This window comes from Streptomyces sp. NPDC052225 (genome assembly GCF_040679615.1).
Taxonomy (GTDB): Bacteria; Actinomycetota; Actinomycetes; order Streptomycetales; family Streptomycetaceae; genus Streptomyces.
Window position 1 is genome coordinate 293,711 of sequence record NZ_JBFAVD010000007.1, and the last position, 18,137, is coordinate 311,847.

The following is an 18,137-nucleotide window of genomic DNA, read 5'->3' on the forward strand; positions in this document are numbered from 1 at the left end:
TCGGCCAAGCCCTTACGACGAGACCGATCAAGCCCCTCCGGCGAGACCGATCAAGCCCCTCCGGCGATTGAGGAGCGGGGTCCGGGGCAGAGCCCGCGACCTCAGCCGAAGAAGACCCCCACCTCCCGGTACAGCTCAGGATCGACGGTCTTCAACCGCGCGGTCGCCTCAGCGATGGGCACCCGCACGATGTCCGTCCCCCGCAGCGCGACCATCTTCCCCCAGTCCCCGTCCCGCACCGCCTCGATCGCGTGCAGCCCGAACCGCGTCGCCAGCCACCGGTCGAACGCCGACGGAGTCCCCCCGCGCTGCACATGCCCGAGCACCGTCGTCCGGGCCTCCTTGCCGGTCCGCTTCTCGATCTGCTTGGCGAGCCACTCGCCGACGCCGGACAGCCGTACGTGCCCGAAGGAGTCGAGGGACTCGTCCTTGAGGACCATGTCGCCGTCGCGCGGCATCGCCCCCTCCGCGACGCACACGATCGGCGCGTACGAGGCCTTGAAGCGGGAGGTGACCCAGGCGCAGACCTGGTCGACGTCGAAGCGCTGCTCGGGGATGAGGATGACGTTGGCGCCGCCGGCCAGGCCCGAGTGCAGGGCGATCCAGCCGGAGTGGCGGCCCATGACCTCGACGACGAGGACCCGCATATGGGACTCGGCGGTGGTGTGGAGCCGGTCGATGGCCTCCGTGGCGATGCCGACGGCGGTGTCGAAGCCGAAGGTGTAGTCGGTGGCGGAGAGGTCGTTGTCGATGGTCTTCGGTACGCCGATCGCCTTGACGCCGTACTCGTCGGTGAGCTTGGCGGCGACGCCCAGGGTGTCCTCGCCGCCGATGACGATGAGCGCGTCGACCTCCTGCTTGGCGAGGTTGTCCTTGACGCGGCGGATGCCGTTCTCCGCGTTGAGCGGGTTGGTGCGCGAGGAGCCGAGGATGGTGCCGCCGCGGGGCAGGATGCCGCGGACGGCCGGGATGTCGAGCGGGACGGTGTCGTTCTCCAGGGGGCCGCGCCAGCCGTCGCGGAACCCGATGAAGTCGTAGTTGTACTCCTGAACGCCTTTGCGGACGATGCCCCGGATGACGGCGTTGAGCCCCGGGCAGTCGCCGCCTCCGGTCAGTACTCCTACCCGCATCGCGTAACTCCCTTGTCACGGTGGGTGGTTCAGGCCACCTTCCCGCGCGGGGTCACTCGTCGTCCAGACCCCGTTCGATGGCGTACCTGACGAGCTCGACGCGGTTGTGCAGCTGGAGCTTGCCGAGGGTGTTCTGCACGTGGTTCTGGACGGTGCGGTGCGAGATGACGAGGCGCTCCGCGATCTGCTTGTAGCTCAGGCCCTTGGCGACGAGGCGCAGCACCTCGGTCTCGCGGTCGGTGAGCTGCGGCGCCTTGGGCTCGTCCGGGCCGGAGGCGGGCGCGGGCTCGGAGGCCAGGCGCCGGTACTCGCCGAGGACGAGGCCGGCGAGGCCGGGCGTGAACACCGGGTCGCCGACGGCCGTGCGGCGCACCGCGTCGATCAGCTCGTCGGTGGACGCGGACTTGAGCAGATAGCCGGTGGCACCGGACTTGACCGCCTCCAGGACGTCGGCGTGCTCGCCGCTCGCGGAGAGCACGAGGACGCGCAGCGCAGGGTCGGCGCCGACGACTTCCTTGCAGACCTGGACGCCGGGCTTGGCCGGCAGGTTCAGGTCGAGGACGAGCACGTCGGGGTCGGTGGCGCGGGCGCGGCGCACCGCCTGCTCGCCGTCGCCCGCCGTGGCGACGACGTCGAAGCCGGCCGCCGCGAGGTCGCGGGCGACGGCGTCGCGCCACATCGGGTGGTCGTCGACGACCATGACCTTGATCGGTTCGCGCGCTTCACTCATCGGTCTTTCCTGCCTTCCCCCGTGCCGTTCACTTCTTCTGCGGTTGCTTCGGTACGTGCATCTCGACCTCGGTGCCCTGACCGGGTACGGAGATCAGCTCGGCGGTGCCGCCGATGTCGCGCAGCCGCCCCCGGATGGACTGGGCGACACCGAGCCGCCCCTCCCCCTCGGCCTGTGCGAGGCGGCCGTCCGGGATCCCGGGTCCGTCGTCCCGTACGGTCACGATCACCGCGTCCGGCTCGTCCTCCACCAGGATCCACGCGTGCGCGCCGTCGCCCGCGTGCCGCCGTACGTTGTCGAGCGCGGCGCCGACCGCGGCGGCCAGTTCGCGGGCGGCGGCCGGCGGCAGCGGGACCGGGGTGCCGGGCGCGGCGAAGGTGACGTCGGAGCCCGCGTGGCCGGCGAGGAGGGGGCGCAGGTCGCGGGGCCCGTCGTCGGCGCCGTCGGCGGGTTCGTCCACCGCTCTGACGACCGCGCCGAGCGCCGCGTCCTCGGAGGCGCGGGACGCGGGGGTCAGGCCCGCGGCGACCAGGGTGCGCAGCGCGATCTCCTGCTCGCCCGCCATCCGGCCGAGCTCGGCGGCCTCGCCGCCCAGGGCGGTGCCGCGCCGCTGCACCATCGCGAGGACCTGGAGGACGCTGTCGTGGATGTCCCGCGCCAGGCGCTCCCGTTCGCGGGTGGCGGCCTCGATCTCCAGGGCGCGGGCGAGGGTGCGCTCGGAGGCGCGGGCCACCTCGACGACGTAACCGATCGCTATCGAGGCGATGCAGACGAGGAGGACGTTGTGGAGGGTGCTGCGGCTGAAGGAGCCGCGCTGCACCACGTTGGCGACGCCGATCAGGAGTGAGGCGGAGGCCGCCCACCGCCAGCCGCCCTTGATCGCCCAGGCGAGCACCGCGCCCGCCGTCCAGATGGACGGCAGGGTGGAGCCGCCGGTGACGGCCCGCTCGTGGCCGGCGACCGGGGAGAGCAGGATGCCGACGAGCGCGATGGTCAGGTCGGCGGTGAGGAACCGCTTGGTGCAGCGCCGGGCGCCGGACACCTGCGGCAGTGTGGCCAGCGTCCAGCCGGCCAGGACGACGTAGTACGCGATGGCGATCCCGGGCCGCTCGTACCGTTCGTACGCGGTGGTGAAGACCCCGATCGCGTACAGGAGCGTCAGCACGCGGTACGCCATGAGGGCGCGCCACAGCGGCTGTTCGACCGACATCCGGACGACGCGCTCGCGTCTGACCGTGTTCCCCATGTCCCCCGCCCCCATGTCCCCGCGCCCCCCTGGCGTCCGTGTCTCGAAGGACGACGCGCCTAGGAGCCGCTGCGTTCCTTCTCGGCGGACGTGTCCTTCGCCTTCTCCAGCGCCTTCTCCTGCGCCTTCTTGGCTTCCTTCTCGGCCTTCTCCGCGTCCGCGATCTGCCGCTTGGCGGCGGTCGCGTACATGTCGACGTACTCCTGGCCGGAGAGCTTCATGATCTCGTACATGACCTCGTCGGTCACGGCCCGGAGCACGAACCGGTCGCTCTCCATGCCCTGGTACCGGGTGAAGTCGAGCGGCTTGCCGATGCGGATGCCGGGGCGCATGAGCTTCGGGAGGACCTTGCCCGGGGGCTGGATCTTCTCCGTGTCGATCATGGCGACGGGGATCACGGGAGCGCCGGTGGCCAGCGCCACGCGCGCGAGGCCGCCCGGCTTGCCGCGGTAGAGGCGGCCGTCGGGCGAGCGGGTGCCCTCGGGGTAGATGCCGAAGAGCTCGCCGCGCTCCAGGACCTCGATGCCGCTCTTGATGGCGGCCTCACCGGCGCCGCGCGAACCGGAGCGGTCCACGGGCAGCTGGCCGACGCCCTTGAAGAAGGCGGCCGTCAGCTTGCCCTTCACACCGGGCGTCGTGAAGTACTCGGCCTTCGCGATGAAGGTCACCTTGCGGTCGAGGACGGCCGGCAGGAAGAAGGAGTCGGAGAAGGAGAGGTGGTTGCTGGCGAGGATCGCCGGCCCCTCGGCGGGAATGTTCTCCAGTCCCTCCACCCACGGCCGGAAGCCGAGCTTCAGCGGCCCCCCGATGGCCACCTTCATTGCGCCGTAGATCAACCCACTGCCTTCCCTTGTGCCCGGACCCTCGTACCCGTATCAGTCCGAGGATCAGACCTTAACCCGCGAGGCCGCTCCAGGGCCCGACGACCCTGGTCGGTGTCAGTCCGGTCGCGTACGGTGAAGTTCTCGTCCCGATGCCCCTGTCATTCGCCCCTGTCGTTCACCTTTCATGAACAGGAGACCGAAGGTGCCGGTCCTCCCTGGAGCCGAGCCGTACCGCCACGAAGGCGGCGAGGTCGGAGTCCTCCTCTGCCATGGCTTCACCGGATCCCCGCAGTCGCTGCGCCCATGGGCGGAGTACCTCGCCGGGCGCGGTCTGACCGTCTCGCTGCCGCTGCTGCCCGGGCACGGCACCCGCTGGGAGGACCTGTCGGTGACCGCCTGGCAGGACTGGTACGCGGAGGTGGACCGCGCCCTGCGCGACCTCACCGAGCGCTGCTCCCAGGTCTTCGTCTTCGGTCTGTCGATGGGCGGCGCCCTCGCCCTGCGCCTCGCGGCCCGGCACGGGGACGACGTGGCGGGCCTCGTCCTGGTGAACCCGGGGAACAAGGTGCACGGCCTGGCCGCCCACGCCCTCCCGGTCGCGCGCCACTTCGTACGGACCGTCGCGGGCATCGCCAGCGACATCGCCAAGGAGGGCTCGGTCGAGGTCGGCTACGACCGCGTACCGCTGCACTCGGCGCACCAGCTGCGCACGTTCTTCCACGTCGTGGACCGTGAACTGCCGCAGGTGACCCAGCCGTTGGTGGTCCTGCACAGTGTGAACGACCATGTGGTGCCGCCCGCCGACTCGGCCCGCGTGCTCAGCCGCGTCTCGTCCACGGACGTCACCGAGATTCTGCTGGAACAGAGCTACCACGTCGCGACGTTGGACCATGACGCGGACCGGATCTTCGAGGAGAGCTACGCCTTCGTCGAGCGGCTCGCCCCAGGTGTCGGAAAGACCCCCAGCGAAGGCGCGGAAGGGACGGCCAGCGGTGGCTGAGCAGGACCGGCGGGAGCCCGAGAGCCCCGAGCCCGACGAGCAGCAGGGCGCGCAGAGCCGCGATCCGCTGCTGCCCACCGACGAGGCTGCGGCGTGGGCGCAGATCGTCGCGGGCTACGGCGAGGAGCCGCCGGACCCACCCGGCGCCAAGCCGTTCAAGTCGATCGAGGACCTGGCGCTGCTCGACCCGGAGGTGAACGGGGCGCCGGACCGGGAGGAGAAGCCGAAGCAGGAGCCCAAGGCCCCGCTCGGTTCGTCGGTCTCCTTCGCGCCCGGCGTGGCCGCGACCCCGGGCCCGCGCGACTACGCGCCGACGGAGTCGTCCGACGACGACTTCGACGGCGACGACGAGGGCCACTTCGTCCCGCCGGAGCCGCCGCCGCTCCCGGAGGCCGACGTCACGGCGAAGTTCGCCTGGCTCGCGGTGATCGGCGGCCCGGTGCTGCTGCTCGTCTCGGTGCTGCTCGGCTGGTCGATGACGTGGTGGCTGGCGACGGTCTGCATCGGCGGTTTCCTCGGCGGGTTCGCCACGCTGGTCGCCCGGATGCGGTCGGACGACGACGAGGACGACGACCCGGGGCGCGGCGCGGTCGTCTGATTTCCCCGTACGCCGTCGAGGGCCCTGCCGGAACACCGGCCGGGCCCTTTCCCGTATCCGGAGACCGGACCCACCCCGATGGAACCCGATCCGGGGCTGCGGCGAAGTACCGGTGAACAACAGGTTGAACCAACCCAAGCCTTCAAGGCGTTCACACGGACGAAAGGAGCCCCGATGACGCTCCGACCCCGGGAGCACCGCCAGGACCTTCCAGGCGACAGCGACGCCCGGGCGATCGAGCGGTCGCGGGAGGAGCCCGAGCACTTCGCCGTCCTCTTCGACCGGTACGCCGACGCCGTGCACCACTACGCGGCGCGGCGGCTCGGCGGCGAGGCGGCGGAGGACCTGACGGCGGAGACCTTCACCACCGCCTTCAAGCAGCGCCACCGCTACGACCTGAGCAGACCCGACGCCCGCCCCTGGCTCTTCGGGATCGCCACCAACCTCATCGGCCGGCACCGCAGGTCCGAGGCGCGCCGCTTCAAGGCGATGTCCCGGATACCGGGGCCCGTCGAGCACGAGGAGCCGGTGGCGGACCGCGCGGTGGCCCGGGCCGGTGCGCACGGGCTGCGGCGGGAACTGGCGGCCGCACTCGCCGCGCTGCCCGCGCGGCAGCGGGACGTGGTGCTGCTCGTGGCCTGGACCGACCTCGGGTACGAGGAGGCGGCCGAGGCCCTGAAGGTTCCGGTGGGCACGATCAGGTCCCGCCTGAGCCGGGCTCGCAGCACATTGCGTGAAGCACTGGGTGGTACCGACCCGACCGCCGCGACCACCTTCCGGGAGGCACACGCCCATGACTGACGACCACATGACGGACGAACTCGACCTGCTCCGCTCGTGGGAGGCACCCCCGCTCGACGACGACGCACGTCACCGCGCGCGGGTGGCGCTCTTCGCCGCGATGAACGAACCGCCGTCCGCCGCAAGGCCGTTGCGGCGCCGGGCAGTGCTGCGGATCGCCCTCACCGGGGTGGCGACGGCGGCGGTGGCCACGGCCGTCCTCGTGCAGGTGGACGGCGGGCGGCAGGAACCGCGGGCCGAGCCGCCGGCGAGCAGCTCCCCGCGCCTGGTCGGTGTCAGCGCGCGGACCGTGCTCCACGGTGCGGCGGCCTGGGACCGCGAGCACGAGAAGCAGCAAGGGGTGCCGCGCGACGACCAGTTCGTGTACTCCAAGCGGATCATCAAGGAGACGGAGCGGAAGACCGGTGAGGTCAAGAGCTACACCGACGAGATGTGGGAATCGGTGGACGGCTCCAAGCGCTCCCTGTCCATGGAACTGGGCAGGACCATGTGGGAGGAGCCGATGGGCCCGGGCGAGGGGGTGTGGCCGCCCCGGAAGTGGGACGACCTGAAGAAGCTGCCCACCGACCCGGCGGAGCTCGTCCCGGCGATCGTCTCCATGGGCACGTCCGACAAACCGATCAGCGCGTTCGACAAGGACGAGCGGTCCCAGGCGTACTTCCTGGTCGGCGAGCTCCTGAAGTGGCCCGCGCTGCCCCCGGGGCTGCGTGCCGCGGCGTACGAGGGGCTGGCGCTGATCCCCGGCGTGGAGACGGTGCCGGACGTGAAGGACTCCGCCGGGCGGCCCGGGGTGGGCATCGCCTACCCCGAGGGCTTCAAGGGCCGGTACCTCATCTTCGATCGCACCTCGTACGCGTTCCTGGGCTTCCGCGACGAGCGGACCTCGCGCTCCGGGAAGAAGACGTACATCCAGCTGTCGCACACGGTGGAGTGGGGGATCGTCGACAGGGTCAGGCAGCGCCCGTAGTCACACCGCGGGCACCCTGAGGGCGGCCAGGACCGGCAGGTGGTCCGTGGCCGCCCTCAGTTCGTCCTCGTCGAGGAAGTCGGGGACGCCGCAGCCGAGCACCTCGATGCCCTTGGTCGCGAGGATCGCGTCGATCCGCTGATGGGGGTCGTCCGGTGTCGAGGTGTGCTCGCGGCCCCAAGGGGCCACCGCCCAGCAGTCGTTGAGGACACCGGCGAGCCGCCGGAAGGTCCGCCCGTCGGGCCGCTCGTTGAGGTCGCCGCCCGCGACGACGTGCTCGACGCCCATCGCGGCGACCCGGTCGAGCAGCATCCCGCCCTGCGCGTACCGCTCGTCCTTCTGCAGGCTCAGATGGCAGCTGACGACGCCGAGCCGCGCACCCCCGAACCGCACCACCGCGGTCGCGAAGCCTCGTCGGTGCAGCCCGGGGGTGAGCGGGAGCAGCACGTCCTCGGTGCGTTCGACGGTGGCCCGCAGGGAGCAGAGCAGCGCGGGCCCCGCGGCCGAGCCGCCGCCCGACAGGATCACCAGGTTCGCGGCGCGCGCGAGCCGGGCGAGCTGCTTGCGCCAGCGGAAGAACCGGGGCGCCTCCTGGATCAGGACGAGGTCGGGGGCGCACGCCTTCATCACCCGGGCGAGGGCCACGGGGTCGTCCCGCATCGAGCGGATGTTGTAGCTGAGGACGCGGATGACGGCCGAACCGTCCGCTTCCGTACGGGAGTTGGGCAGAGGCGCGAGCGTGGCGTCGGTCGGCATGCTGATCAAGATACGCCGGTGCCCGCCGCCCCCGAGGGGAACGACGGGCACCACACGGTACGAAAAAGCGTCACATGACGGGGTCGGGCTCCCGCGCGAGGTCGGCGGCGCCGACCATGCCCGCCTTGTTGCCCAGCTGGGCCGCGATGACGTCGGCCACCGGCCGCCAGTTCCCGCCGACCAGCCAGCGCTTGTACGACTTGCGGATCGGGTCGAGGACCAGCTCGCCCTCGTCCGACAGGCCGCCGCCGACGATGAACGCCGACGGGTCGAAGAGCGAGGCCAGGTCGGCCAGTCCGGCGCCGGCCCAGCGGGCCAGCTCGCGGTACGAGTCGACGGCGACCAGGTCGCCCTGGCGGGCGGCCATCGAGATGTGCTTGCCCTCGATGCCGTCCGGGGTGCCGTCGCCCAGCGAGAGCAGGTACTCCGCGTTCTCCGGGGTGGCGTTGGCGCGCTGCTTGGCGTAGCGCACGAGGGCGCGCCCTGAGGCGTACTGCTCCCAGCAGCCCTGCGAACCGCAGCCGCACAGCAGCCCGTCCGGCACCATGCGGATGTGGCCGAACTCGGCGGCGACGCCGAAGTGGCCGCGGCGCAGCTTGTTGCCGATGATGATGCCGCCGCCGAGCCCGGTGCCCAGCGTGATGCAGATGACGTTGCGGTGGCCCTTGCCGGCACCGAACTTGTACTCGCCCCAGGCGGCCGCGTTGGCGTCGTTCTCGACGACGACCGGAAGGCCGACGCGCGCCTCGACCTTCTCCTTCAGCGGCTCCTGGCGCCAGTCGATGTTCGGCGCGAAGTACACGGTGGAGCGCTGCCGGTTGACGTAACCGGCGGCACCGATACCGACTCCGACGATCTCGTGTCCGGCCCGGGCACCTTCCACGGCCGAGGCGATCGCGTCGACGATCCCGTCAGGCGTGGAAGGCGTCGGCACCTTGAACGTGGAGAGGATGTTGCCTTCCTCGTCGACCACGCCTGCCGCGATCTTCGTGCCGCCGATATCGACGCCGATGGTGAGTCCCATGAATCCCTCAGTTCGGTCGAGCCCCGCTATGGCCCACCGTACCCGAGCACGGTTCAGTCCAGGTCGATGTGCTCCCCGCCGGGGCCTTCGTCCCGGGGCGTCTGCGGCGGGCGGGGCTCCTGGGAGCCCTGGGTCCAGCGGCGCTCGTGCCCCTCGACGGCGGAGCGGTAGGCGGCGAGGAGTTCGCCGCCCGCGGCCGCCAGGTGGTCGAAGACGTCCGCGTTGCGCTCGATGACCGGTTCGACGACGGACCGGGCCTGCCGCACGACCTGCTTGGCGACCTGCTCGGCGGTGCCCTGCGCGACGGCGCCGAGGAACGGCGCCTGCACGGAGGAGAGCTTCTCGGCGACCGCGTCGACGAGCTTCTTCAGCTCCTCGGCGGCGGACCCGGGCGGCGGGCCGTACGCGGCCTTGCGGCGGGCCCGCTCCGCCGCGAGATCCTCGGCACACGCCTTCTCCCAGGCGTCGGCGTCGACCTGGGGGGCGGACTGCTCGGTGGCGTCGCTCATGGCGGCTGACTCCTGCGGAGAGCTGAAGAGATGCTGAAGCACTGGCATCTTCGACGTTACCCGAACGGGTGCATGCCCTTCACCGGGTCTGCGGCCACAGATCCGGGTCGGGCGCGAACCGTACGCACAGTTCGCCGTCGACGAGCCCGGCACCCGCCACCGTGCAGCGGCGGGGCGCGGAGGGCAGCGGAACGATGCGCCGGAACGCACCGGCGCCGACGACCAGTTCGTCCCCGCGCCGGATCAGCGTCAGCTCCTCGCGCACGGCGCCGGGCAGGGGGATCCGCCAGACCAGTACGCCGTCCTGCGCGAGCCGGTCCTCGACGGGCCAGTCGGTACGCGGTCCAGGGGCGTGCGGCACCGGTACGTCGAGTTCGCCGGGGCGCGGGTCGCGGCCCAGGTGGGCGGTCTCGTACGCGTCCGGCCACTCGGCGATCACCTTGCGCTGCCGGGCCGCGGCGTCGGCGAGCCACGGGTCGGTGGAGCCGTCGGGCAGCACCTTGTTGGCCACGACCGACTCCACGGGCAGCCCGTGCAGGGCGAGCCCGGCGCGCGTGACGCGCAGGGTCTCGGCGGCGGCCCTGGTCGGTTCGGCGACGAGGCGTACGACGGTGGTGCCGGCGTCGATCACGGCCTGTGCGGCGGCGAGTTCGGCGTCCCAGCGGGCGGCGGTCTCGTACAGCCAGTCCGCGGGCATCGGCACCCCGGCGAGCCGGCCGAGGACGGGGCGCAGGGCGCGGGCCGCCTGGCGCTCCGCGGGCAGCAGACGGCGCAGGTAGCGGCGCAGCTGCTCGGGCAGGGCGAGGACCGCGACGGCGCGCGGGGCGGCGGGCAGGTCGACGACGACCAGGTCGTACGGCCCCTCGGCGCTGTCCCGCAGGGCGCGCAGCAGGGCGAGTTCGTCGCTGCCGGGGAGCGGGGTGAGCTCGTCGGCGTCGAGCCGGGCGGCGCCCAGCAGGTCGAGCGCGGAGGCCGCGCGGTCCTGGAGGGCGAGCAGATCGTCCCGGAAGTCGTCGGCCGGGACGAGCCGCCGTACGGCGACACCGTCCGGGCCGGCGAGGCCGTCACCGGTGATCAGGAGGGTGCGCAGCCCTTGCCGGGCGGCCCGCGCGGCGGTGGCCGAGGCGACGGACGTCTTACCGGAGCCACCGGGGCCGGTGACAAGAAGGGTGCGCATGGGCCCTGAGGCTACTTGGACTCGACCCGCTTCTTCAGACCGGCCAGCGCACGGTCGATGATGACCTTCTCCGCCTTGCGCTTGATCATGCCGAGCATCGGGATCTTGACGTCGACGGTGAGCGAGTACGTGACCTCGGTGCCGGTGCCCGCGGGCTTCAGCACGTACGAGCCGTCGAGGGAGCGCAGCATCTGCGACTTCACGAGCGTCCAGGACAGCTCGTTCTCGCTCGCCCACGTGTACCGCAGGGTCTGGTCGTCCTTGATCGCGCCGGCGTCCATCACGAGGCGGACCTGCTCGGCGCGGCCTGCGTCGTCCGTCGCGAGGACCTCCGCCTCCTTCACCTCACCCGTCCAGTCCGGGTAACGCGCGAAGTCGGCGATCACTCCCATGACCTCCGCCGGTGCCGCCTCGATCGTGATGCTCGAGCTGGTGTGTTCCGCCATCGCCGTGGCTCCTCCAGATACCGGTCAGGGGTGCGCCGTGTATACGTGTGTGTGTCGCGTGCAGGCTATCGCGCGCCGGTGCTCCCGCCGTCACCACTCCAGGGCCCAGGGCCTGCCGGAGCTCGCGAAGTGGCCGACATTGACGCACTCGGTGGCCCCGATCCGCATCCGTCGGGCGAGCGGCTGGTGGACGTGGCCGAACAGGGCGTAGCGGGGCCGGGTGCGGCGGATGGCGTCGAGCAGTGCCCTGCTGCCGCGCTCGAAGCGCCGCGCCACGGTGTCGTAGACCAGCTCGGGCACCTCCGGCGGGATGTGGGTGCAGAGCACGTCCACCTCCCCCACGGCCTCGATCTTGGCGGCGTACTCCTCGTCGTCGATCTCGTACGGGGTGCGCATGGGGGTGCGCAGGCCGCCGCCGACGAAGCCGAAGACCCGGCCGCCGATCTCGACCCGCTGCCCGTCGAGCACGGTCGTGCCCGGCCCGGCGTACTCACTCCACAGGTGCGGCATGTCGACGTTGCCGTAGGTGGCGTACGTCGGTGTGGGGAACGACGCGAACAGCTCCGCGTACTGCTTGCGCACCGCTTTCTCGATGGCGGGGCCGCGGTCGACGCCCGCCCACAGCTGCGCCCCGAAGGCGCGTGCCTCCTCGAAGCGGCGGGCGGTGCGCAGGGCGACGATGCGGTCCGCGTTCTCGACTCCGAACAAGTCCGGAAAAATGCCGCGCGAGTGGTCGGCGTAGTCCAGGAAGAGGACCAGGTCACCGAGGCAGATCAGGGCATCGGCTCCGTCGCCGGACCGTGCGAGGTCGGTGGAGTTTCCGTGCACATCGCTGACCACGTGAACGCGCATGCGATCACCCTAGGACCATGGGTCCCAGGTGGGTAGAGGCCGCCGGACCTGCGGTTACTTCCGAGTCGGGAACGGCGTGGACTACTGTGCAGCGAGCACCGCCGTGACGTGTGACGCAGAGAACATCTGGCCTGGACCCCCTACCGAAAGAGCAGTACTGGTGGGTAACGTCCGGGCAGTCCAGTCGTGCTCAGTTCAATCATTCCCAGCCCTGAGCACCTGCCCGATCTTGGACCGCACCGACGCAGCACACAAAGTCGTGGCGCCGGCGCCCTATGAGGAGCAGCAGTCTTGCGCGAGTTCAGCCTTCCGGCTTTGTACGAGGTCCCTGCGGACGGCAATCTGACCGACATCGTCCGCAGAAACGCCGCGCAGCATCCTGATGTCGCCGTGCTCGGCCGCAAGATCGCCGGCACCTGGCAGGACGTCACGTCGACCACGTTCCTGGCCGAGGTGCTCGCCGCCGCCAAGGGCCTGATCGCCTCCGGCGTGCAGCCGGGCGACCGGGTCGGGCTCATGTCCCGTACACGCTACGAGTGGACGCTGCTCGACTTCGCGATCTGGAGCGCCGGCGCGGTCACCGTTCCCGTGTACGAGACGAGCTCGGCCGAGCAGATCCAGTGGATCCTCGGCGACTCGGGCGCCGCCGCGATCCTCGTCGAGTCGGACGCGCACGCCGCGACCGTCGCCTCCGTGCACGGCTCCCTGCCGGAGCTCAAGCACGTCTGGCAGATCGACGCGGGTGGCGTCGACGAGCTGAACCGCGCGGGCGCCGAGGTCTCCGACGAGACCGTCGACGAGCGCAGTGCCTCGGCGAAGGCCGACGACCCGGCGACCATCGTCTACACCTCCGGCACCACCGGCCGCCCCAAGGGCTGCGTCCTCACGCACCGCAGCTTCTTCGCGGAGTGCGGCAACGTGGTGGAGCGCCTCAAGCCGCTGTTCCGTACGGGCGAGTGCTCGGTGCTCCTCTTCCTCCCCGTCGCGCACGTCTTCGGCCGCCTGGTCGAGGTGGCGTCGCTGATGGCCCCGATCAAGCTGGGCCACGCCCCCGACATCAAGCACCTCACCGACGAACTGGCCGCCTTCAGGCCTACGTTGATCCTCGGCGTCCCGCGCGTCTTCGAGAAGGTCTACAACTCGGCCCGCGCCAAGGCGCAGGCCGACGGCAAGGGCAAGATCTTCGACAAGGCCGCCGACACGGCGATCGAGTACAGCCGCGCGCTCGACACCCCCAAGGGTCCCTCGCTCGCCCTGAAGCTCAAGTACAAGACGTTCGACAAGCTCGTCTACAGCAAGCTGCGCGCCGTCCTCGGCGGGCGCGGCGAGTACGCGATCTCCGGCGGCGCGCCGCTGGGCGAGCGCCTCGGTCACTTCTTCCGCGGCATCGGCTTCACGGTCCTGGAGGGCTACGGCCTGACCGAGTCGTGCGCCGCGACCGCCTTCAACCCGTGGGACCGCCAGAAGATCGGCACGGTCGGCCAGCCGCTGCCCGGCTCGGTCGTGCGGATCGCCGACGACGGTGAAGTCCTGCTCCACGGCGAGCACTTGTTCTCCGGTTACTGGAACAACGAAGGCGCGACCGAGGAGGCGCTGGCCGACGGCTGGTTCCACACAGGCGACATCGGCACGCTCGACGAGGACGGCTACCTGCGCATCACCGGCCGCAAGAAGGAGATCATCGTGACGGCGGGCGGCAAGAACGTCGCCCCGGCCGTCATCGAGGACCGCATCCGCGCGCACGCGCTGGTCGCCGAGTGCATGGTCGTCGGCGACGGCCGCCCCTTCGTGGGCGCCCTCGTCACCATCGACGAGGAGTTCCTCGGCAAGTGGGCCTCCGACCACGGCAAGCCGGCGGACTCGACGGTGGCGTCGCTGCGGGACGACGCGGAGCTGCTGGCCGCGATCCAGTCGGCGGTGGACGACGGGAACGCGGCGGTGTCGAAGGCCGAGTCGGTCCGCAAGTTCCGTGTCCTCGGGACGCAGTTCACGGAGGACTCGGGGCACCTGACGCCCTCGCTGAAGCTGAAGCGGAATGTTGTGGCGAAGGATTACGCGGACGAGATCGAGGCGCTGTATCAGGGCTGAGCGCGCCTTTTCGCCGTGGGTGCTTGCTTGTCGGGCGGCTGCGGCATGCGTCGTAGCTGGTCGCGCAGTTCCCAGCGCCCCTGAAGCATGCGCTGCGCGCAGCTTCCCCAGAGGCGCGGGGAGCTGCGCGACCAGGCCCCACCGGACGGTCAGCCGAAGTGACGGTTACAACAGCCCCCGCAACCTCTCGGCGAGCAGATCCCACCGCCACCGCTCCTCCACCCACGCCCGGCCCCGCTCCCCCATGCGGAGCCTCAGCTCGGGGTCCTGCAACAGCACCGTGATCCGATCCGCCGCCTCCTCCGCGGAGCCACCCCGGACGACCCACCCGGTCTCCCCGTCGAGCACCGCGTCCGGCGCCCCGCCCGAGTCACCGGCGACCACCGGAAGCCCCGTCGCCGACGCCTCCAGGTACACGATCCCGAGCCCCTCGACGTCCAGGCCCCCGCGACGCGTCCGGCACGGCATCGCGAAGACGTCCCCCGCGCCGTAGTGGGCCGCGAGCTCCTCCCACGGCACCGCCCCGGTGAAGCGCACCGAGTCCGCGACGCCGGTCTCCACGGCCAGCTTGCGGAGCTCCTTCTCGTACGGGCCGCCGCCGACGATCAACAGCACCGCGTCCGGCACCGAGGCCAGGATCCGCGGCATGGCCAGGATCAGCGTGTCCTGCCCCTTGCGCGGCACGAGGCGCGAGACGCAGACGACGACGGGGCGCTCCGAGAGCCCGAGGCGGGCGCGCACCGCGTCGCCGCCGGAGTCGGGGTGGAACGTCTTCTCGTCGACCCCGGGCGGGAGCTGGACCATCCGCCCGGCCGCCGCGGGCGTCAGCGCCGCCGCGATCCGCGAGCGCGTGTACTCCCCGAGGTACGTGATCGTGTCCGTGGACTCGCCGATCCGCCGCAACAGCTGCCGGGACGCGGGGAGTTGGGCCCATCCGGCCTCGTGCCCGTGCGTCGTCGCCACGAGCCGGGTCGCGCCCGCCTTGCGCAGCGCGGAGCCCATCAGGCCGAGCGGCGCGGCCGCGCCGAACCACACCGACGTACAGCCGTGCTCCCGCAACAGGCCCACCGCCCGCCGGGTCACGCGCGGCGTCGGCAGCAGCATCGTCGTACGGTCGCGTACGACGGTGAACGGCTGCTCGGCGTCGAAGGCGGCGGTCGCCTCGACGCCCTCCTGGCTCCGCTTCCACGTCGAGGCGTAGACGACGATCTGCTCGGGGTCCAGGCGCAGCGCCATGTTGTGCAGGAACGCCTGGATGCCGCCGGGGCGGGGCGGGAAGTCGTTGGTCACGATCAAGGTCTTGTGCATCGCCGCAGACAGTACCGAACCGCTCATAGTGAGCGCGCCACGCCGCCCGGTCCATGGCCACCGCACAGGCCCGCCGGGCATGATGAGTCGAATGAAGACGCGAAATCCCGCAGCTCTCCTGATCACCTGGGTCCTGACCCGGACCCTGCTTCTGCTGTGCGTCTTCAAGGTGATCGTGGTCCCGGGACCGGATGTCACGAGCGACGTCTCCGTGATCTACCACGGCTGGTTCGACGTCCTGCGCACCGGAACGTTCCCGCTGGACGACGTGACATGGCAGTACCCGCCGGCCGCCGCGGTCGCGATCCTCTCCCCCGCCCTGCTGCCCTTCCTCTCGTACGCGTCCGCCTTCTTCCTGCTCGCCTTCCTCGCCGACGCGGCCGTCTTCCTGATGCTCCTCTACGTGGCCGAACGCCACGGCAAGTCGCGGCGCGGGGCGTGGGTCTGGATCGCCGGCCTGCCGCTGCTCGGGCAGACCGTGTACGCGCGCTACGACGTGATGGTGACCGCCATCGCGGTCGCGGCACTGCTCGCGGCAGCCCGGCACCCGAAGGCCGCGGGCGTCATGGCGGCGATCGGCGCGATGCTCAAGGTCTGGCCGGCGCTGCTGCTGCTCGGCACCCGGCGCGGCCGGGCCACCCGCGAGGCGGCGGGCGCGGCCGCGCTGACGGCCGGCGGACTGCTGCTGGCTTTCACGATCGCGATGCCGGGCGCCCTGGCGTTCCTGACGTTCCAGAAGGACCGGGGCACGGAGGTCGAGTCCCTCGGCTCGCTGGTCTTCCATGTGGCGCGGCAGTTCGGCTGGTCGGGCTCGGTGCAGCTGAACTACGGCTCGGTGGAGTTCCTCGGCCCGTACGTGGACGTGGTGAGCATGCTCGCGCAGGTGCTCACCACGCTGGCGTTCGGCTGGCTGCTGCTGTGGCGGTTCAAGGCCCGCGCCTGGGAGTCGGGCACGCTCGCGGACGCCGCGCTCACCGCCGTCCTGCTGTTCACGACGACCAGCCGGGTGATCAGCCCGCAGTACATGCTGTGGCTGGTCGGGCTGGCCGCGGTGTGCCTGCTGTTCCCGGGCAGCCGGATGACGCTGCCGGTGGGTCTGGTGCTCGCGGCGACGTTCGTGACGTTCCTGGAGTTCCCGATCTGGTTCTCGCACGTGGTCGCCAGCGACTCGCTCGGGCTCTTCCTGCTCCTCGTGCGCAACGGACTCCTGGTCGTGGCCTCGGTCAGCGCCTGCCGCCGGCTGTGGCGGGCGACGGTCACCGAGCCGCGCCTCGCCGAGCGCACCCCGCTGCCCGCTCAGGCCGCCCGCGACCAGTCGGTGAGCGCCGCCCCCTGAGCGGCGCCCCGCCGCGCCAGGACGACCAGGCAGCCGCACTGCACGGCCATGGCGAGCCCCATCGCCGCACACACCCCGGCGAGCCCCCACAGCCCTGACAGCCAGGCCGCGCACGGGAGTTGGAGGGCCGTCCCCACCACGGTCACCCGCAGCACCTGAGGCGATCCCCCGCTGCCCTCGAAGACGCCGCCCAGGGCGATGAAGGCGGCCATCAGCACCAGGTACGGGCCGACGCACCGCAGGAACAGGGCGCCCTGCGCGCTCACTTCGGGCGACGCGCCGAAGGCCCGCATCAGCCACGGCGCGAGCCCGAGGTACAGCAGCGCGGCGACGCCCCCGGCCGCGCCCGCCACCCGCACCGTCTGCCGCCCGATCGCGCCGCGCTCGTCGTGGCCCGCGCCCCGCCGGTGCGCGGTGTGGATGGAGGCGGCCTGGCGCACCGCGTAGAAGGCCATGGTCGCCACGTAGAGGGCCTTGTACGCGATGGCGTACGCCGCCACGGCCGTCACCCCGAGCCGGGCCACGACGGCGATCAGCGCGAGCGCTCCCGCCTGCCGCACCGTGAAGTCGGCCGACATGGGCAGGCCGGTGCGCAGGGTGCGCCGCACGGCCCCCGACGCCTGGAGCGGCGCCGCGGACGCCTTGCGCAGCAAGGGATTTCGGCGCAGGGCCACCAGCCCGGCCCCGAGTGCGACGGAGCGGGCCGCCACCGTCGAGACGGCGGCGCCCACCACCCCGTACGCATGGATGAGCAGCGGGTCGGCGGCGAGGATCAGCCCGTTCGCGAGCAGGGCCAGGCGCATCGGGGTGCGGGTGTCGCCCGCGCCCTTGAGGATGCCGTCGACGAGCTGCTGCGTGAAGAAGACGGCCATGCCGGGCATCGAGACGGCGAAGTACGCGACGGCGAGCCCGAGGGCCGACCCGCCGTCGCCGCCGAGGACCAGGCGCGCGACCGGCTCCCGCAGCAGCCAGCCGCCCACCGCGACGACCGGCACGACAAGGCCGCACAGTCCCCAGCCGCCGCGCACGGCGGCCCGGACGCCGCTCAGGTCGTCGGCGCCCCGCGCGTGTGCCACGAGGACGGTGGTGCCGGAGCCGAAGACGAGGGCGACGCCGAGCAGCACGTTCTCGACGTTCGTGGCGACGGCGACGGCCGCGACGGCGCCGCCGCCGAGCCGGGCGACCCACAGCGTGTTGATGATCCCGGCCGCCACGGAGGCGAGCAGCGAGAAGTAGACGGGCCGCGCGAGCCCGATGAGCGTGGTGCGGTGTGCGGCGCCGTCCATGGCGCGACCCCTTCCCCCATACCTCGATTCGAGGTAGTCGATACCTCGAAAAGAGGTAC

Annotated in this window: 18 protein-coding genes; 6 read left to right on the forward strand and 12 right to left on the reverse strand. The window is 71.9% G+C overall.

Annotated elements, in window-relative coordinates; genetic code table 11:
- Positions 1–101 precede the first annotated feature (101 nt).
- Genes AB0L37_RS14080 through AB0L37_RS14095 form a run of 4 tightly spaced genes read right to left on the reverse strand, consistent with a single transcriptional unit; the run spans position 102 to position 3,927 of the window.
- Positions 102–1,130 carry a 6-phosphofructokinase gene (locus tag AB0L37_RS14080; protein ID WP_365504122.1) on the reverse strand — a complete coding sequence of 343 codons (1,029 nt, stop codon included), beginning with the start codon at positions 1,128–1,130 and terminating at the stop codon, positions 102–104.
- 52 nt (positions 1,131–1,182) lie between these two features.
- The gene (locus AB0L37_RS14085) at positions 1,183–1,860 is read right to left on the reverse strand and encodes a response regulator transcription factor (protein WP_365504124.1); all 678 of its coding nucleotides are present in this window, start codon (positions 1,858–1,860) and stop codon (positions 1,183–1,185) included.
- Between the two features lie 28 nt (positions 1,861–1,888).
- Complete coding sequence (locus tag AB0L37_RS14090) at positions 1,889–3,106, reverse strand: DUF5931 domain-containing protein (RefSeq protein ID WP_365504126.1); 1,218 nt, start codon at positions 3,104–3,106, stop codon at positions 1,889–1,891.
- A gap of 59 nt (positions 3,107–3,165) precedes the next feature.
- Positions 3,166–3,927 (reverse strand): lysophospholipid acyltransferase family protein, encoded by a 762-nt coding sequence (locus tag AB0L37_RS14095; RefSeq protein WP_365504253.1) that lies wholly within the window; start codon positions 3,925–3,927, stop codon positions 3,166–3,168.
- Between the two features lie 205 nt (positions 3,928–4,132).
- Here AB0L37_RS14095 and AB0L37_RS14100 point away from each other — a divergent pair, with 205 nt between their 5' ends.
- From AB0L37_RS14100 to AB0L37_RS14115, 4 genes are all read left to right on the forward strand, one after another.
- Complete coding sequence (locus tag AB0L37_RS14100) at positions 4,133–4,930, forward strand: alpha/beta fold hydrolase (protein WP_365504128.1); 798 nt, start codon at positions 4,133–4,135, stop codon at positions 4,928–4,930.
- A complete protein-coding gene (locus AB0L37_RS14105; RefSeq protein ID WP_365504130.1) occupies positions 4,923–5,528 on the forward strand; it encodes a hypothetical protein in 606 nt (201 codons plus the stop codon). Before AB0L37_RS14100 ends, AB0L37_RS14105 begins: the two co-directional genes overlap by 8 nt.
- Before the next feature lie 174 nt (positions 5,529–5,702).
- Positions 5,703–6,329, forward strand: coding sequence for an RNA polymerase sigma factor (locus AB0L37_RS14110; RefSeq protein WP_365504132.1), 627 nt, complete (start codon positions 5,703–5,705; stop codon positions 6,327–6,329).
- Complete coding sequence (locus tag AB0L37_RS14115; RefSeq protein ID WP_365504134.1) at positions 6,322–7,296, forward strand: CU044_5270 family protein; 975 nt, start codon at positions 6,322–6,324, stop codon at positions 7,294–7,296. The genes AB0L37_RS14110 and AB0L37_RS14115 overlap by 8 nt, the downstream gene beginning before the upstream one ends.
- Here the strand turns inward: AB0L37_RS14115 and AB0L37_RS14120 are convergent, their stop codons facing one another.
- The 6 genes from AB0L37_RS14120 to AB0L37_RS14145 all read right to left on the reverse strand — a co-directional run bounded on the left by AB0L37_RS14120 (position 7,297) and on the right by AB0L37_RS14145 (position 12,060).
- On the reverse strand, positions 7,297–8,052 hold the full coding sequence (locus AB0L37_RS14120; protein WP_365504136.1) for an endonuclease/exonuclease/phosphatase family protein: 756 nt from the start codon (positions 8,050–8,052) through the stop codon (positions 7,297–7,299).
- 70 nt (positions 8,053–8,122) lie between these two features.
- Positions 8,123–9,076 carry an ROK family glucokinase gene (locus tag AB0L37_RS14125; RefSeq protein WP_365504138.1) on the reverse strand — a complete coding sequence of 318 codons (954 nt, stop codon included), beginning with the start codon at positions 9,074–9,076 and terminating at the stop codon, positions 8,123–8,125.
- Positions 9,077–9,129: 53 nt separating this feature from the next.
- Positions 9,130–9,585 (reverse strand): DUF5304 domain-containing protein, encoded by a 456-nt coding sequence (locus tag AB0L37_RS14130; RefSeq protein WP_365504140.1) that lies wholly within the window; start codon positions 9,583–9,585, stop codon positions 9,130–9,132.
- Positions 9,586–9,664: 79 nt separating this feature from the next.
- Positions 9,665–10,762, reverse strand: a complete 1,098-nt coding sequence (locus AB0L37_RS14135) for an ArsA-related P-loop ATPase (RefSeq protein ID WP_365504142.1) — start codon at positions 10,760–10,762, stop codon at positions 9,665–9,667.
- Between the two features lie 11 nt (positions 10,763–10,773).
- Positions 10,774–11,208 (reverse strand): SRPBCC family protein, encoded by a 435-nt coding sequence (locus AB0L37_RS14140; protein WP_365504144.1) that lies wholly within the window; start codon positions 11,206–11,208, stop codon positions 10,774–10,776.
- 90 nt (positions 11,209–11,298) lie between these two features.
- The gene (locus AB0L37_RS14145) at positions 11,299–12,060 is read right to left on the reverse strand and encodes a metallophosphoesterase (RefSeq protein ID WP_365504146.1); all 762 of its coding nucleotides are present in this window, start codon (positions 12,058–12,060) and stop codon (positions 11,299–11,301) included.
- 291 nt (positions 12,061–12,351) lie between these two features.
- Here AB0L37_RS14145 and AB0L37_RS14150 point away from each other — a divergent pair, with 291 nt between their 5' ends.
- Positions 12,352–14,148 (forward strand): AMP-dependent synthetase/ligase, encoded by a 1,797-nt coding sequence (locus AB0L37_RS14150; RefSeq protein ID WP_365504148.1) that lies wholly within the window; start codon positions 12,352–12,354, stop codon positions 14,146–14,148.
- Between the two features lie 165 nt (positions 14,149–14,313).
- Here AB0L37_RS14150 and AB0L37_RS14155 read toward each other — a convergent pair whose 3' ends face one another.
- On the reverse strand, positions 14,314–15,456 hold the full coding sequence (locus AB0L37_RS14155; protein WP_365504150.1) for a glycosyltransferase family 4 protein: 1,143 nt from the start codon (positions 15,454–15,456) through the stop codon (positions 14,314–14,316).
- A 91-nt stretch (positions 15,457–15,547) separates the two neighbouring features.
- Here AB0L37_RS14155 and AB0L37_RS14160 point away from each other — a divergent pair, with 91 nt between their 5' ends.
- The gene (locus AB0L37_RS14160; RefSeq protein ID WP_365504152.1) at positions 15,548–16,792 is read left to right on the forward strand and encodes a glycosyltransferase family 87 protein; all 1,245 of its coding nucleotides are present in this window, start codon (positions 15,548–15,550) and stop codon (positions 16,790–16,792) included.
- Here the strand turns inward: AB0L37_RS14160 and AB0L37_RS14165 are convergent.
- The gene (locus AB0L37_RS14165) at positions 16,753–18,078 is read right to left on the reverse strand and encodes an MATE family efflux transporter (protein ID WP_365504154.1); all 1,326 of its coding nucleotides are present in this window, start codon (positions 18,076–18,078) and stop codon (positions 16,753–16,755) included. The two genes, AB0L37_RS14160 and AB0L37_RS14165, sit on opposite strands and share 40 nt — an antisense overlap.
- Between the last annotated feature and the right edge of the window lie 59 nt (positions 18,079–18,137).

Excerpts from the sequence above, each read along its gene's own strand:
- AB0L37_RS14080 (WP_365504122.1), bottom strand. The coding sequence starts at position 1,130 with ATGCGGGTAGGAGTACTGACCGGAGGCGGCGACTGCCCGGGGCTCAAC.
- AB0L37_RS14085 (WP_365504124.1), bottom strand. The coding sequence starts at position 1,860 with ATGAGTGAAGCGCGCGAACCGATCAAGGTCATGGTCGTCGACGACCAC.
- AB0L37_RS14090 (WP_365504126.1), bottom strand. The coding sequence starts at position 3,106 with ATGGGGAACACGGTCAGACGCGAGCGCGTCGTCCGGATGTCGGTCGAA.
- AB0L37_RS14095 (WP_365504253.1), bottom strand. The coding sequence starts at position 3,927 with ATGAAGGTGGCCATCGGGGGGCCGCTGAAGCTCGGCTTCCGGCCGTGG.
- AB0L37_RS14110 (WP_365504132.1), top strand. The coding sequence starts at position 5,703 with ATGACGCTCCGACCCCGGGAGCACCGCCAGGACCTTCCAGGCGACAGC.
- AB0L37_RS14115 (WP_365504134.1), top strand. The coding sequence starts at position 6,322 with ATGACTGACGACCACATGACGGACGAACTCGACCTGCTCCGCTCGTGG.
- AB0L37_RS14120 (WP_365504136.1), bottom strand. The coding sequence starts at position 8,052 with ATGCCGACCGACGCCACGCTCGCGCCTCTGCCCAACTCCCGTACGGAA.
- AB0L37_RS14125 (WP_365504138.1), bottom strand. The coding sequence starts at position 9,076 with ATGGGACTCACCATCGGCGTCGATATCGGCGGCACGAAGATCGCGGCA.
- AB0L37_RS14130 (WP_365504140.1), bottom strand. The coding sequence starts at position 9,585 with ATGAGCGACGCCACCGAGCAGTCCGCCCCCCAGGTCGACGCCGACGCC.
- AB0L37_RS14135 (WP_365504142.1), bottom strand. The coding sequence starts at position 10,762 with ATGCGCACCCTTCTTGTCACCGGCCCCGGTGGCTCCGGTAAGACGTCC.
- AB0L37_RS14140 (WP_365504144.1), bottom strand. The coding sequence starts at position 11,208 with ATGGCGGAACACACCAGCTCGAGCATCACGATCGAGGCGGCACCGGCG.
- AB0L37_RS14145 (WP_365504146.1), bottom strand. The coding sequence starts at position 12,060 with ATGCGCGTTCACGTGGTCAGCGATGTGCACGGAAACTCCACCGACCTC.
- AB0L37_RS14155 (WP_365504150.1), bottom strand. The coding sequence starts at position 15,456 with ATGCACAAGACCTTGATCGTGACCAACGACTTCCCGCCCCGCCCCGGC.
- AB0L37_RS14160 (WP_365504152.1), top strand. The coding sequence starts at position 15,548 with ATGAAGACGCGAAATCCCGCAGCTCTCCTGATCACCTGGGTCCTGACC.
- AB0L37_RS14165 (WP_365504154.1), bottom strand. The coding sequence starts at position 18,078 with ATGGACGGCGCCGCACACCGCACCACGCTCATCGGGCTCGCGCGGCCC.